General features: G+C 71.6%; 12 protein-coding genes. 8 read left to right on the forward strand and 4 right to left on the reverse strand.

The features are described 5' to 3' along the window. Positions 1–31: 31 nt before the first annotated feature. Positions 32–883: an AAA family ATPase gene (locus tag ACS5Q7_RS02420; RefSeq protein WP_478337819.1), complete on the forward strand. Its 852-nt coding sequence runs from the start codon at positions 32–34 to the stop codon at positions 881–883. 14 nt (positions 884–897) lie between these two features. Then, positions 898–1422, forward strand: a complete 525-nt coding sequence (locus ACS5Q7_RS02425) for a SixA phosphatase family protein (RefSeq protein ID WP_478338017.1) — start codon at positions 898–900, stop codon at positions 1420–1422. Here ACS5Q7_RS02425 and ACS5Q7_RS02430 read toward each other — a convergent pair. Continuing rightward, positions 1419–2408 carry an alpha/beta fold hydrolase gene (locus tag ACS5Q7_RS02430; RefSeq protein WP_478338018.1) on the reverse strand — a complete coding sequence of 330 codons (990 nt, stop codon included), beginning with the start codon at positions 2406–2408 and terminating at the stop codon, positions 1419–1421. The genes ACS5Q7_RS02425 and ACS5Q7_RS02430 overlap by 4 nt on opposite strands. A 241-nt stretch (positions 2409–2649) precedes the next feature. Between ACS5Q7_RS02430 and ACS5Q7_RS02435 the strand changes: the two genes are divergently transcribed. From ACS5Q7_RS02435 to ACS5Q7_RS02445, 3 genes are all read left to right on the forward strand, one after another. Continuing rightward, the gene (locus ACS5Q7_RS02435; protein WP_478337820.1) at positions 2650–3135 is read left to right on the forward strand and encodes an Hsp20 family protein; all 486 of its coding nucleotides are present in this window, start codon (positions 2650–2652) and stop codon (positions 3133–3135) included. A gap of 145 nt (positions 3136–3280) precedes the next feature. Then, positions 3281–4273, forward strand: a complete 993-nt coding sequence (gene olsB / locus ACS5Q7_RS02440) for a l-ornithine N(alpha)-acyltransferase (RefSeq protein WP_478337821.1) — start codon at positions 3281–3283, stop codon at positions 4271–4273. Positions 4274–4505: 232 nt separating this feature from the next. Further along, positions 4506–6488, forward strand: a complete 1983-nt coding sequence (locus ACS5Q7_RS02445) for an SDR family NAD(P)-dependent oxidoreductase (protein ID WP_478337822.1) — start codon at positions 4506–4508, stop codon at positions 6486–6488. A gap of 156 nt (positions 6489–6644) precedes the next feature. Here ACS5Q7_RS02445 and ACS5Q7_RS02450 read toward each other — a convergent pair whose 3' ends face one another. Beyond that, on the reverse strand, positions 6645–7559 hold the full coding sequence (locus tag ACS5Q7_RS02450) for an NAD-dependent epimerase/dehydratase family protein (protein ID WP_478337823.1): 915 nt from the start codon (positions 7557–7559) through the stop codon (positions 6645–6647). Then, positions 7556–8557 carry an MraY family glycosyltransferase gene (locus ACS5Q7_RS02455; protein WP_478337824.1) on the reverse strand — a complete coding sequence of 334 codons (1002 nt, stop codon included), beginning with the start codon at positions 8555–8557 and terminating at the stop codon, positions 7556–7558. Before ACS5Q7_RS02455 ends, ACS5Q7_RS02450 begins: the two co-directional genes overlap by 4 nt. A 143-nt stretch (positions 8558–8700) precedes the next feature. Between ACS5Q7_RS02455 and ACS5Q7_RS02460 the strand changes: the two genes are divergently transcribed. The 3 genes from ACS5Q7_RS02460 to ACS5Q7_RS02470 all read left to right on the forward strand — a co-directional run bounded on the left by ACS5Q7_RS02460 (position 8701) and on the right by ACS5Q7_RS02470 (position 11147). Beyond that, positions 8701–9144: an RNA polymerase subunit sigma-70 gene (locus ACS5Q7_RS02460; protein WP_478337825.1), complete on the forward strand. Its 444-nt coding sequence runs from the start codon at positions 8701–8703 to the stop codon at positions 9142–9144. A gap of 156 nt (positions 9145–9300) precedes the next feature. Then, positions 9301–10233: a ring-cleaving dioxygenase gene (locus ACS5Q7_RS02465; protein ID WP_478337826.1), complete on the forward strand. Its 933-nt coding sequence runs from the start codon at positions 9301–9303 to the stop codon at positions 10231–10233. 140 nt (positions 10234–10373) lie between these two features. Then, positions 10374–11147 (forward strand): ferredoxin--NADP reductase, encoded by a 774-nt coding sequence (locus ACS5Q7_RS02470; RefSeq protein WP_478337827.1) that lies wholly within the window; start codon positions 10374–10376, stop codon positions 11145–11147. Between the two features lie 108 nt (positions 11148–11255). Here the strand turns inward: ACS5Q7_RS02470 and ACS5Q7_RS02475 are convergent, their stop codons facing one another. Then, positions 11256–14714, reverse strand: a complete 3459-nt coding sequence (locus ACS5Q7_RS02475) for a hypothetical protein (RefSeq protein WP_478337828.1) — start codon at positions 14712–14714, stop codon at positions 11256–11258. Between the last annotated feature and the right edge of the window lie 5 nt (positions 14715–14719).

Below are 14719 nucleotides of genomic sequence, written 5' to 3' on the forward strand. Positions count from 1 at the left end.
AACAGGCGTCCAGGCCAGCCCCGAGACCGCGATGCGCTTTTCCGGCACCGACACCTACGTCGCCACCCCCGACCTGACGGCGGCGGTGAACGCGGCCGTCACCCTGGAACGCCCGCTCCTCGTGAAGGGTGAGCCCGGCACCGGCAAGACCGTCCTCGCCGAGGAGATCGCGAAGGGGCTGAACGCGCCGCTCATCGTGTGGAACGTGAAGTCCACGACCAAGGCGCAGCAGGGTCTGTACGAGTACGACGCGGTCTCGCGCCTGCGCGACTCGCAGCTCGGCGACCCGAAGGTGTCGGACATCGGCAACTACATCCGCCGGGGCAAGCTGTGGGAGGCCTTCACCGCCCCCGAGCGGCCTGTCCTGCTGATCGATGAGGTCGACAAGGCCGACATCGAATTCCCGAACGACCTCCTCACCGAACTCGACCGGATGGAGTTCCACGTCTACGAGACCGGTGAGACGGTGAAGGCCGTCCGCCGGCCGGTGGTGATCATCACCTCGAACAACGAGAAGGAGCTGCCGGACGCGTTCCTGCGCCGCTGCTTCTTCCACTACATCCGCTTCCCCGACGCGGACACGCTGCGGGCCATCGTCGAGGTGCATTACCCGGGCATCAAGCACCGCCTCGTGGAGGAGGCGCTGCGGGTGTTCCTGGAGACCCGCGAGGTGCCGGGCCTCAAGAAGAAGCCCTCGACCTCCGAACTGCTCGACTGGCTGAAGCTCCTCGTCTCCGAGGACATCTCCCCCGAGACCCTGCGCGAGCAGGACGGTCGCAAGCTCATCCCGCCGCTGCACGGGGCGCTGCTGAAGAACGAGCAGGACGTGAGCCTGTTCGAGAAGCTCGCCTTCATGACCCGGCGCGAGGGACGGAAGGGATGACGGATCCCATCGCCATGCGCCGCCTCATCCTCCTGCGCCATGCCAAGTCCGACCGGCCGGCGGGCGTGCGGGACCTCGAACGGCCCCTGAACAAGCGCGGCAAGCGGGCGGCGCCCGTCGTCGGCGAGCGGATCGCGGCGGAGGGCCTGCACCCGGACCTCGCCCTCGTCTCGCCGTCACAGCGCACGCGCGAGACCTGGGCCGCCGTGAAGGGCGCCCTGGGCGACCCGCGCGAGGAAACCGTGCCGGAGATCTACGAGGCCGAGGCCGAGGACATCCTCGCCGCGATCCGCCGCGCGCCGAACGAGGCGGAGACCGTCATCGTCGTCGGCCACAATCCCGGCCTCGGCGATCTCGCGGTGATGCTGGCGGGACAGGGGGCCCGGGGCCTGCGCGCCCTGCTGGCGAGCGAGTTCCCCACCGCCGCCTTCGCGGTGATCGACTTCGAGGCCGAGACCTGGGCCGGAATCGGGTCGGGACGGGGCCGGCTGGAGCATTTCGTCCGCCCCCGCGACATCGACCCCGCCCTCGCGGGCTAGACCGGCACGGGCGCCGTGTGCTGCTCGACCTCCGCGTGTGTGGGGAGGTCGGTGCCGGGCATGAAGGCGTCGAAGGCCGCCCAGAAATCCTGCCGGATCGCCTCGCGCTCGCTCAGGATCTCGTGGCGGGCATCGGGCAGCACGAGGATGTGCCCCGCCTTCAGCCGCGCCGCGAAGCGCTCCGTCACCGCCGTGCCGCAGACCGGATCGGCGCCCGCCGCGACGATCAGCGTCGGCAGGGTGATGCGCGGCGCCGCGCGGGGGTCGCGCAGGCGGGCCATGGCCCGGAACGCCCCGGCGAGCCACGCGATGGTCGGATCGCCCACCGCCCCGGCGCCCACCTGCCGCGCGGCCTCGGCGTTGCGCGCGTAGCGCTCGGGATCGCGGCAGAGGCGGTTGCCGGCGAAGGGCTTGGTGGCGATCGAGACCGGCTTGCCGAACGGGATGTAGCGGCGGCCGAAGCCGAGGCGGTGCAGCCCCCGCGCCAGCAGCGAGGCCGCGAGCGGCGCGCGGACCATGCGGATCGAGAGCATCGGCGCCACGGTGACGAGGCGCTTGAACGGGAGCCAGCCGTCAAGGGCGCCGGTCAGGGCGATGCAGCCGCCCATGGAATGGGCGAGGCAGAGATGCGGCGCGGGCATCCCCGCCAGCACCGAGTCCGCGACGGCCAGGATATCGAGGCGGTAATCGTCGAAGCGGTCGACATGGCCCTTGTGCGGATCGTCCACCCGCCGGTCGGACTCGCCCTGGCCGCGCCAGTCGAAGGCCACCACCGCGAAGCCGCGCCCGCGCAGGTCGCGGATCGTCTCGTAATACTTCTCGATGAACTCGGCCCGCCCCTGGAGCAGCGTGACCGTGCCCCGGCAACTGCGCGTGGTCGGCCGCCACGTTGCCGCGCGCAGGGTGCAATCGTCGCCCGTGCCAACGGCCACGATGGTCCCGCCCGGCGGCACGGGATTGTTCGGCGTGTCGCGCAGCGTGAGCATCGCGGGCTTGAACCCGCCCGTTCCGTCGAACCGTGTCACCCGTGCCGACTCCCCGCCACTGTCCCCGGCGCAGCATCGGCCGCGCCTCCCAAAAAATCCGTTTTCCCGGTGTGCGGGAGGGTCTTGCGACCCCGTTCCGCCACCCCGATATTCAATTCGTGCCGGCCATTAGGCGGCACGAGAGACCGGTCCGGCCCATTGGGCGGACCACCGAACATGTTGCTCTTCAAGAGGATATGTCATGCGTCAGTTCGATCTTACTCCCCTGTACCGCTCCACCGTCGGTTTCGACCGCCTGTTCTCCGCCCTCGATCAGTTCGCGAGCACCGAGACCGCTCCGAGCTATCCGCCGTACAATATCGAGCGCACGGGCGAGAACGCCTACCGCATCACCGTCGCGGTGGCCGGCTTCACCGATGAGGACCTCTCCATCGAGGTTCGGGAGAACGCCCTGACCCTGCGCGGCGAGCGCAAGGCCGAGGCCGAGAAGCGCGCAGAGTTCCTGCACCAGGGCATCGCCGCCCGTGCGTTCGAGCGCCGCTTCCAGCTCGCGGACCACGTGCAGGTGACGGGCGCCGTTCTGGAGAACGGCCTGCTCCACGTCGACCTCGTCCGTGAGGTGCCGGAGGCCAAGAAGCCCCGCCGCATCGAGATCGCCTCGGGCCGTCGCCCCAACGCGCCGGTGATCGAGGGCCAGGTCTCCGAGGGTGACCGTCAGGCTGCGTAAGCCGCCTGCAACCTCAGCGTGAGGGAGCGCCCCGGCCGTTCGGCCGGGGCGTTTTCATGGGCGGCCGACTGTCATAATGCCGTGCTCACCTCATGGTGATGTCGAATCTCGCAGCACCCGGATGGGCGCGCGAGGCGAGGGGGCGATGGCCGCGAATCTGTTCCACCGCGAGGCGGTTGCCGCGCTGGGTGCCGGGCTGCACCGGGGCGTGCAATGGGGCGTCACCGCGCCGCTCGCCAAGCTGAAGCGCCGGCCGACCCCCGCCGAGATCGCCGATGTCCTGGCCGAGGCGGATGCGATCCGCCTGCCGGAACCCGGCGCCGATGGCCTGAAGGGCCGCAGCCTCGGGCGGATCGGCAACCTCGAGGTCCGCCTCGCGACGCGCCGGTCGGAGATCCGCCGGGCGCAGCGCCTGCGCTACAAGGTGTTCTACGAGGAGATGTCGGCGGTGCCGACCGGCCTCGCCCACCTGTCCCGCCGGGATGCGGACGCCTACGATTCCCTGTGCGATCACCTTCTGGTGCTCGACCACGATGTGCTGAAGCCGGCCAAGACGCCGTTCCGCGCGCCGAAGCCCAAGGTGGTGGGCACCTACCGGCTGCTGCGCGGCGAGGTGGCCGAGCGCCATCACGGGTTCTACTCCGAGGGCGAGTACGACCTTTCGCCCGTGCTGGCCGCGCAGGGCGGGCGCCGCCTCCTCGAACTCGGACGCTCCTGCGTGCTGAAGCCCTACCGGGGCAAGCGCACCGTCGAACTGCTGTGGCAGGGCATCTACGCCTACGTGCTGCACCACCGGATCGACGCGCTGATCGGCTGCGCCTCCCTGGAGGGGACGGACCCGGACCGGCTCGCCCTGCCGCTCTCCTTCCTGCACCACCATGCCCGCGCCCCCGAGGCGTGGCGCGCCTGCGCCCTGCCGGAGCGGGCGGTGCGCATGGACCGGCTCTCGAAGGAGGCGGTGGACCCGAAGGCCGCGCTGCAGGCCCTGCCGCCGCTGATCAAGGGCTACCTGCGGCTCGGCGCCACCTTCGGCGACGGCGCCGTGGTGGACCGCCAGTTCGGCACCACCGACGTGTTCGTGGCGCTGCCGGTGGAGCGCATCGGCGCCCGCTACAGGGGGCATTTCGCGCCGGCTTAACGGGAGCCCTTCCCGTCCACATCCTCATCCTGAGGTGCCGCGAAGCGGCCTCGAAGGAGGGCTCCAGAACTCGCAATGCTGTCTGGAGCCCTCCTTCGAGGCCCGCCGAGGCGGGCACCTCAGGATGAGGGCGAGAGGGGGACAGGCCTCGCAATGACGGCGCGGGTTCGAGGGCGTGACGGCGCCTCCGTTGACAGGCCCGGCCCTGAGGCGGATACCCCCGGCCGATCCGATGCAGCAGCGCCTCGCCAAGACCGCGGTGATGGTGGCCCACGATCTCGCGGCGACCGCCGCGGCCGTGGTCCTCACCTTCCTGTTCCGCTTCCAGGGGGCGATGCTCGCCGAGCGGCTGCACGCCCTGCCGCTGCTGCTGCCGCCTTTCCTCGTGGTCGCGGGAATCGTCTACGCCCGGTTCCGGCTCTACCGGACCAAGTGGCGCTTCGCCTCCCTGCCGGACCTCGCGGGAATCGTCCGCGCGGCGAGCGTGCTCGCCCTGGTGCTCCTCGTCGTCGATTGGGTGCTGGTCTCGGCCGACCTCTACGGCTTCTACTTCTTCGGCAAGATCGCCATTCCCCTCTACTGGGTGTTGCAGATCTTCCTGCTGGGCGGGGCGCGGGCGGCGTTCCGCTACCTGAAATACACGCGCTCGCGGCAATCGAACGCCAGGGCCGCCACGGTGCCGACCCTGCTCCTCGGGCGCGGCTCGGACATCGACGTGCTGCTGCGGGCCATCGAGACCGGCGCGGTGAAGAAGCTCGCGCCGAAGGGCATCCTGTCCCCCCGCCGGGACGAGGCCGGGCAGTACATGCGCGGCGTGCCGGTGCTCGGCGATTTCACCGAATTGGAGCGGGTGGTGATGGATTGCGGCGCGCGGGGCGAGCCGATCCGCCGGCTGGTGGCGGCGCCGAGCGCGCTCGCCCCCGAATCCGCCCCCGACGACCTCATCGCCCGCGCGCGGCGCCTCGGCCTGCCCCTCGCCCGCGTGGTCGGGCTGGGGGAGGGCGCGCAGGGGCCGGAACTGGCGCCGCTGGAGATCGAGGACCTGCTACTTCGCCCGACCGTGGCCATCGACCGGCCCCGGCTGGAGGGCTTCCTCACCGGCCGCCGGGTGGTGGTGACGGGGGGCGGCGGCTCCATCGGCTCGGAGATCTGCCTGCGGGCGGTGGCGTTCGGCGCCGCCGCCGTGCTGGTGCTCGAATCCTCCGAGCCGGCGCTACACGGCATCCTCAGCCACCCGGCGATCCTCGACGCGCAGGCCGAGGTGACGGGCGTCATCGCCGACATCCGCGATCGGGAGCGGACCTTCGCGGTGATCGCGGCCTTCCGGCCGGATTACGTGATGCACGCCGCCGCCCTGAAACAGGTGCCGTTCCTCGAACGGGACTGGCAGGAGGGCATCAAGACCAACGTCTTCGGCTCCCTCAACGTGGCCGAGGCCGCCGTGGCCGCCCGCGCCCGCGCCCTGGTGATGATCTCCACCGACAAGGCCATCGAGCCGGTCTCGCAACTCGGCGTCACCAAGCGCTTCGCGGAGATGATCGCCCAGTCCCTCGACGCGGCGCAGGCCCGCCTGCCCGGCCACCCGACCCGGCTGATCGCCGTGCGCTTCGGCAACGTGCTCGGCTCGGCGGGCTCGGTGGTCCCGGTGTTCAAGGCGCAGATCGCCCGGGGCGGCCCATTGACCGTGACCCACCCGGACATGGTCCGCTACTTCATGACCGTGCGCGAGGCCTGCGACCTCGTGCTCACCGCCGCCTCCCATGCCGACGGCGAGGCGCGGGCGGACGGGGGCGAGCAGGCCGCCGTCTACGTGCTGAAGATGGGCCAGCCGGTGCGGATTGCCGAACTCGCCGAGCGGATGATCCGGCTCGCGGGCTTCGAGCCCGGCACCGAGATCGAGATCGCCTATACCGGCGCCCGGCCCGGCGAGCGGCTGAACGAGATCCTGTTCGCCCGCGAGGAGCCGCGCATCGGCCTGCCCGGCATCGAGGGCGTGATGGCGGCCCAGCCGATCTTCGCGGACCGGCCGCGCCTCGACGCCTGGATCGCCCGCCTGCGCGCCGCCGTGGAGAGCGGCGACCGGGCGGCGGCGGATGCGGTGTTCGAGGAGGCGGTGCCGCATTTCCGCGAGCGCGGGGCGGCGAAGGCGGAGGCCGCCGCGCTGCCCGGCTCACCGATGATCCCCGCCGCCGCCGAGCCCGTGGCGCTGGGCTGATCCTGCTCACCGTCATTGCGAGCGCAGCGAAGCAATCCAGGGGCGGAGGTCCGCCTTGCGAACGTGGCGCGTCCCTGGATTGCTTCGTTCCTCGCAATGACGGAGGGGGATGTGACCTTTGCGGCCAAGCTCCGAGATGCGGGAACAGCCGTTGCATCACCCCCGCGCCAGCCGCGCCAACCCCTCCCGCGTCGGCATGGCCGGCTGCCAGCCGAGGCGCGCGAGGCCGTCGCTGCGGGCGACGAGGCCCCCCGCCACCCGCTCGAACAGCTCGCCGCGCCCGGTGAGGCGGCAGGCGAGGCCGATCAGCGGCTCCGGCAGCGGCAGCAGCCCCGGCCGCCGGCCGAGCCCGTCGCGCAGGGCGGCGATCATCTCCGGCAGGGTCAGCGGGTCCGGGTCGGCGGCGATGAACGGCGCCCGCAGGGGCTCCGGCGTCCGCAGCAGCGTATCCACCGCCGCCGCAAGGCTCTCCACCGAGATCAGCGAGCGCTTGGCTCCCAAGCCTCCCAGCGGCAGGGGATAGGGCGAGCCGGCGAGCCGCAGCAGCGCCTCCAGATTGCCCTTCGCGCCGGGGCCGTAGACGAGGACCGGCCGCAACGCCGCCCAGTCGAGCCCGGTGGCGGCGAGCGCCTTTTCGGCCTCGCGCTTCGAGCGGCCATAGGGGTCGGTGGGGCGGGGCTCGTCCGCCTCCGTGACGATGCCGGCGGCGGTCGCCCCCGTCTGGGCGCGGATCGAGGAGAGGAACACGAAGCGGCGCACCTTCGCCCGCTCGGCGGCCTGCGCGAGGCGGGCCGTCGCCTCGGTGTTGAGGGTGCGGTAATCGTCCTCCGGCGCGCCTGACATGGCGTGGGCGAGGCCGGCGGAATGGACCACCGCGTCCACGTCCGACAGGGCGGCGGCCATGTTGATCGGCCGGGTGAGATCGCCCACCACCGCGCTCGCCGCCCCCGGCGGCACCTCGACCGGCCGGCGCAGGAGCACCCGCACCCGGTAGCCCCGCGCCGTCAGCGCCGCGAGGAGATGGCGGCCGATGAAGCCCGTCGCCCCGGTGAGCGCCACGAGACCGGTCATGAGCGAACCCTCGCGAAGCGGCGCAGCAGGATGGCGACGATCCCGCACCCCGCCGCGAGGGCGGCGAGCGCGACCGGCCAGGACGGCCATACCACGCTCGCGGCCGCGAGACCCGCCAGCGCGACATTCGCCAGGAACACCCGCCCCACCACCCCCCGGACGGTGAGGCCGTTCACCGTCGCCCGCTGGTAGAAATGGGAGCGATGCGCCTCCCAGACGCGCTCCCGCCGCCTGGCGCGGGCGACGAGGGTGAGGCTCGCATCCGCGAGGTAGACGAGGGGCAGCAGGAGCGCCGCCGCGAGGCCGCCGGTCACCGCGAGGTGCCAGAGCAGCCACGCCGTCACGAGGCCGATGGGCAGGGAGCCGACATCCCCGAGGAAGAGGCCCGCCACCGGCCGGTTGAACGGCGCGAAGCCGAGCATCGCCCCGAGCAGGGAAGCCGCCATCAGGGTCGGCAGCAGGGGCAGGGTTCCGGCGAGGCCGAACAGGACGAGGGCCGCCGCGACGGGGACGATCTCGGCCACCGTCATCCAGTCGAGCCCGTCCATGAAGTTCGTGAGGTTCACGAACCACAGGCCGGCGAGCGTCGCGAGGGCGCGTTCCAGCCACAGGGGGATCTCCGGCACGAGCCGCCCGTCGAGATGGGCGACCAGCAGCCCGACGACGAGGATCTGCACCGCGAGCCGGGGCAGGGCGGGGAGCGGGCGCAGATCGTCCACCGCGCCGAGCACGGCGAGCGCCAGCGTGCAGCCCGCGAGCCAGGTCCAGGCCTCGCGCGGGCCGACCTCCGGCGCCCCGGCCAGGAGCCCCGAAACGGTGATGAGGGCCGTCACCACCGCGATGCCCCCGCCCTGCGGCGTCGGCTCGGTATGGCTCGACCGGGCGTTCGGCCGGGCCAGGGCGTAGCGGCGCAGCAGCGGCATCAGCCGCAGGATCAGCCCCGCCGAGAGGGCGGCGGCCAGCGGCGCGGCGATGAGGGGAATCCAGGCGAAGGTCATGCTGTCGCGGGGCTGTAGCCCGCCCGGCGCCGCCGGGCCAGGGCCGTTTCCGGTGGATGAGCGATGCCCGCGCTTGCGCAACTTCGCCGTTCCCGGCACGTTCTCTTGCTGAGACGAGGCTGGGCCGACGGAGGACGGCGCCCATGGCGACGCTCAAGGAATTCGAGGAAGCCCTGCGCGAGCACGGCATGAACATGGCGCTGGCGCTGCTGGAGCGCCTGCGGGAGCGCGACCGCGCGACCCGCACGGTGAAGCCCGCCCGCCGCCTCACGGGGCAGAAGATGACCCCGGAACTCGCCCGCTCGATCCTGGAGCTTCATGCCAGCACGGGCATGACCCAGCAGGAGATCGCCTTCAAGGTCGGCGTGAACCAGGGCCGGGTGAACGAGGTCATCAAGCGCGGCAAGTGGCTCACCGACGATCCGCACGCCCCCGAGGCGGTGGCCCGCGACAGGGCTGTCGCCCGCCTGCGCGGCGATCCGAAGCCGCGCAAGCCCGCCTCGACCAAGGCGCCGGCCAAGGCCAGGGAGAAGGCGGCCCCGCAGCCGCGCCGCAATCAGGGCCAGCTCGCCTTCGGGGATCTGTAGGGCGGATTCTCCCCCGTCTGCGCGACTGTCGTGGCGCCGTCCCGGGCGGCGGGACGTCTCCGAACGTGGCGCATTCCTGGATTGCTTGGCTGTCGCTCGCAATGATGGCGGCGGCGCGCCATGTGAATCGCCACAACGAGGCGACCCCGAGAGACCATGAACCTCACCGGCATCCACCACCTGACGGCCGTCACCGCCCGCGCGGCGGACAACCTCGCCTTCTACACGGAGGTGCTCGGCCTGCGGCTCGTGAAGAAGACGGTGAACCAGGACGACGTCTCGGCCTACCACCTGTTCTACGCGGACGGGCTCGCCAGCCCCGGCAGCGACATCACCTTCTTCGACTGGCCGGCACCGCCCGAGCACCGGGGCACGAACAGCATCACGCGCACGCATCTGCGGGTGGCCGGCGGCCTCGACGGCTGGTGCGAGCGCCTCGACCGGGCCGGCGTGACGCGCCGCGCGCCCGAGACCCGCGACGGGCGCCTCACCCTCGACTTCGAGGACCCGGAGGGCCAGCGCCTCGCCCTTGTCGATGATGGCGGCGCGGGTGAGGCCCATCCCTGGGAGCGCTCGCCGGTCCCGGCGCCGGAGCAGATTCGCGGCCTCGGGCCGATCCGCCTCGCGGTGGCCCAGCCGGAGCGCACGGGCGCCGTGCTGACCGAGGTTCTCGGCATGCGCCGGGAGCGGAGCTTCGATGCGCCGGAGGGGCAGGTCGAGGTCTATGCCATGGGTCCCGGCGGCCCGGCGGCCGAGATCCAGCTTCTCCACGACAGGTCGGCGCCGGCGCGGGCCGGGGCGGGCGGTGTCCACCACGTCGCCTTCCGCATCCCCGATGCGGATTACGAATCCTGGGCGGATCGGCTGCGCGCGAACCGCGTCCCGTCGAGCGGGCCGGTCGACCGTTACTACTTTCGCAGCCTGTATTTTCGCGAGCCGAACGGCATCCTGTTCGAGATCGCGACCGATGGGCCGGGCTTCGCCGCCGACGAACCGTTGGCGACGCTCGGCGAGCGCTTGGCCCTGCCGCCGTTCCTCGAACCGCGCCGGGCCGAGATCGAGGCGGGGCTGAAGCCGCTGCGTCGTTAAGAAATTCGAACGATTCCAGGGGGTTCAGTTCTGCGCCGGCTGTGGCGTCGCGTGCCTTGACGCGCATGACGCAGCGCGAGAAAAGCCACCCCACATCCGAAATCGCCAGACCAAGCCAGCCTGTGGGGACTGATGCCGCGATGAGCAAGTATTACGAAGAGCGGGTGCTGTCGGTGCACCATTGGACCGACACCCTGTTCTCGTTCCGCACCACGCGGGATCCCGCCTTCCGTTTCCGCAACGGCGAGTTCACGATGATCGGCCTGGAGGTCGAGGGTCGGCCGCTGCTGCGCGCCTACTCGGTGGTCTCGGCCAATTACGAGGACGAGCTGGAGTTCTTCTCCATCAAGGTGCCGAACGGCCCGCTCACCTCGAAGCTGCAGCACCTCAAGGTCGGCGATCCGATCATCGTCGGCAAGAAGCCGACCGGCACCCTGGTGCTCGACAACCTGATGCCCGGCCGGCACCTCTACCTGCTCGGCACCGGCACGGGGCTCGCGCCGTTCCTGTCGATCATCAAGGACCCGGAGACCTACGACCGCTTCGAGAAGGTCGTGCTGGTCCATGGCTGCCGTCAGGTGCAGGAACTCGCCTATGGCGAGACCATCACGCAGGACCTGCCGCAGCACGAGTTCCTGGGCGAGATGATCGCGCAACAGCTGATCTACTACCCCACCGTGACCCGCGAGCCGTTCCGCAACCGGGGCCGGATCACGGACCTGATGGTGTCGGGCAAGCTGTTCGAGGATATCGGCCTGCCGCGGATGTCCATCGACGCCGACCGGTTCATGCTCTGCGGCTCGCCGGACATGATCCGCGACACCCGCCAGCTGCTCGCCGATGGTGGCTACGAGGAAGGCAACCACGGCGAGGCCGGTCACTTCGTGATCGAGAAGGCCTTCGTCGAGAAGTAGGGGGTGTCCAGAGGGCGAAGCCCTCTGGCGGGTGCAGGGCGGCGCCCTGCGACAGGACCCAGGGGCCTTGCCCCTGGACCCCACCAAAGGACTCGTCCTTTGGGATCCCTATCGGTCCCCCGCCGGCGCGCCCGGCATGCCCTCGGCGAAGGGGCCGCCGCCTGCGCTGAACAGCTTGCGCAGGAAGCCCGGCGCGATGGCCGAGAGCGGGTTCACCGTCACGTCGGGGCTCGATAGCCGGCCCGAGACGCGGAAGTTCACCGCGAACAAGCCCTCGTTGTTGCCGCCCCCGAGGAGCGGGCCGACGATCGGCAGTTGCGCGGCGACGTTGTTCAGCCCGTAGAGCGGCACGAAGGTGCCGTTGATGTCCGTGCGCTCCCGGCCCGTATCGAGCCAGCCCGACAGGGTGAAGCCGAGCGCCGCGTTCGAGATCGCCGCGTCGGTGAAATCCACTCGCGTGCCCGTGCGCACGAAGTTCGCCCGCATCCGGTCGAAGGTCACGGAGCCGGTGGCCTGAGCGGGGGCCGACGCCGCCTTGCGTCCGCGCGTCGCGGGCGGCGGATCGGCCTCGGCCGGGTCCGGCCCCTGGGCCATGATGCTCGACAGGGCCGGCTCGTTGCGCAGGGTGAAGTCGCGGATCTGGACCACGCCCGCCTGCGGCCCGTCGTTCAGCCCGATCCCGGCGGCGAGGCGCCCGCCATACATCCGCTTGTAGATGTCGAGGAAGCGCAGCGTCGCCCCCGCATCGGCCGATTCCACCGCGAGCGTCGGCGACCCGCGCTCGACGCGCGTCACGTTCGCCACAAGCGGCGCCGAGCGGAAGCGGCCGGAGATCGTGCCCGAACGCAGGTCGTGGCCGCGCAGGGAGAGCTTGAAGTTGGCGTTGGTGATCGCCTCGTCGTTGAAGCCGGTGACGATCGGCACTTGGATGTCGGCCTCGACATCCTTCGGGCTCGCCTCCTTGCCGCCCTTGCCGTCGGGGCCGGAGAGGGATTTCAGGAACGGCCGCGCATCGAGCACCGCGCCGCGCACCACCACCTTGTAGGCGTTGCCGTTGCGGTCCACGACGACCCGCAGATCGTCCCCCGGCGAGAGCTTCACGTTGGTGAGTTCCGCCCGCTCCAGGCCGCCCTCGGTGGAGAGGGTCGCGCTGCCCCGCAGCGAGGCCTGTCCGGCATCGAGGGCGATGTCGCGCAGGTCGTAGCCGCCCTCGCGGTCGGTGAGGGTCAGGCCGAGCTTGCCCGCCCGGCCCGACGGCTTGACGAGGCCCGGCAGCAGCCCGTCGATCCCCGCCTTGGTGAGGTCGGCCTCGATCCGCACGGGGGTCTTCGCCGGTCCCGGCTTGCCGAAGGCGATCACCGCCTTCACCGGCACGGTGCCGGTGAGCTGCGGCGCAGCCGGCAGGCCCTTCTTCACCCGCAGGGCCTCGTCGAGGGCGAGGCTCACCACCGCCTCGCCGGGCGATCCGATCTTGGCCTGATGCATCTCGACGGTGATCGGCACGCCGCCGACCCGGCCGTCGCCCTTCACCGCGACGGCGCCCTTGTCGTAGCTCACGGCGAAACGGCCCGCCTCCAGCCGGTCCTTGCCGACGACCTTGTCCACCGAGAGGTCGGCGAGCGTGCCCGACAGGGTGATCGGCATGTCCGCGAGGTCGGGGATGTGCTTGAGGTCGAGGGGGAAGTCGACGCGCAGGTCGACATTGCCCTTCACGCTCGCCGGATCGACCTCGGCGCTGAGCACGCTCTTGAACAGCTTCGATTCGAGGACGCTTGCCAAGCCGTCCGCCCCGCCGGAGAGCCGCAGGCCGATCTGCGCCACCACATGGTCGGGGTTCGCGTCCGCGATGACGAAGCTGCCGTCCGAGAGGGAGACGGAGCGTCCGTCGGGGCCGCGCACCTCGGCGGTCACGTTGCGGATCGTGGTGGAGCGGCCGGTGATCAGGCCGATGACCGAGCCCTTCACGATGGGCGGCGCATCCGACGAGACGTCGATCGCCGCGTCCGAGACCCGGAAGGCGATGTTCAGCCCCTTGTCGGGCAGGGGCGCGCCCTTGGTCGCCTCCGCGATCTCGGTGCCGCTCATCACCACCTTCATGTCGGCCGTGTCGACACGGCCGGCGCGGAGCTGGTCGGCGAGGTAGTAGCGCACGGCCGGGGCGATGTGCTCCGGCCAGAGGCGCAGGAAGGTCCGCACCTCGCCTTCGCTCGCCAGGATGCGCAGGTTGATGCCGCCGTCGTCGGCCTCGGTGCCGACCGTACCGCTGATGTGCCCCTTCACGCCGGGGCCGGAGAGGGCGAAATCGTCGATGACGATGCCACCGTTCCGGCCGGTGAGGTGGGTGTCGAGGCTGTCGATCCGCACCGGCACGTCCTTCGACGTCGCCCCGCGCAGGATGCCGTCGCGGCCGGAGAGGGCGGCCGTCCAGGCGGTGTCGGCGCCGGGCGGGCTCTGCGCCCAATTGCCGGTCAGATGCAGCTTGTTGCCGCCGCCCACGTAGTCGAGGGCGGTGAGCGCCATGGTCCGGGCGGACTCGTTCCAGTCGAGGGTGGCGCTCAGGTCGTCGATCGTGACCGGGTTGAAGTCCTTCTCCTCGATGAGGAACATGCCCTCGCCGGTATGGACCTTGGCGGTCATCGCGGTGATGGCGCCGTTCTTCAGGGCGACGTCGGCGCGGGCCGAGAGCTTCAGGTCCGTGGTGAGCGGCAGGCCGGACTGGCCTGCGAGCAGTAGGAGATCGGTGACGGGCAGGTCGTCCAGGGTGATGCGGCCGGCGCGGGCGCCGTCGCCATCCTCGTGCAGGCTGCCGCCGAAGCGCCACTCGCCGTGCGGGCCGTCGAGGCGAAGCTCGAAGCTGCGGGTGCCGTTCACCGGATCGCGCCCGAACAGGCCGTTCACCCGCGCGAAGACCGCCCGCTCGCGTCCGTCGTCGTCGATGAGGCGCATCCGCGCGTCGGTGATCCGCGCCCGGTCGAGGGCGCCGACCACGCCGCCGGGATCGAGGACCACGCCGACGATCGAGGCGAGCGCCGCCGAGAGCGGCGAGACGTTGCCCCGCACCGCGTCGACGCTCGGGGGCGTGTGCGGCTCGATATCGACGGGCTGGGCCGCCTCGGAGGCGGCAAAGGCGATGGAGCCGTCCTTGTGGACGAGGGCCGTGGTCTGGGTGTCGCGGAACTCGATGGAGCGCGGCTTCAGGCTCAGCGTCAGCAGGCCCCACGGGTCGAGGCTGACCAGCGCCAGCGGCGCGCGCACCACGAGCGCCCCCTGCGGGTTGCGGATGTCGAGCCCGGTGAAGCGCAGGGCCAGCGCGTTCTCACGGTCGAGTTCGAGGCTGCTGCCGCGCAACGCGATCGACCAGCCGGGGCCGATCCGCTCGGCCACGGCCTTGGCCACGGCGGCCGACAGGCCGTCGATCCGCATCGGGCCGTTGGACAGGCGGATCGCCGCGACCCCGATCACGAAGCCGAGCAGCGTCACGGTGCCGACCATGCCGAGAAGGCATCGCCAGCCCCAATGCCGCTGTCCCTGCCTCGTCGGGCGACTCGTGATCTTCAGATCCGCCATCGAGC

This window comes from Methylobacterium sp. Gmos3, from assembly GCF_056430985.1.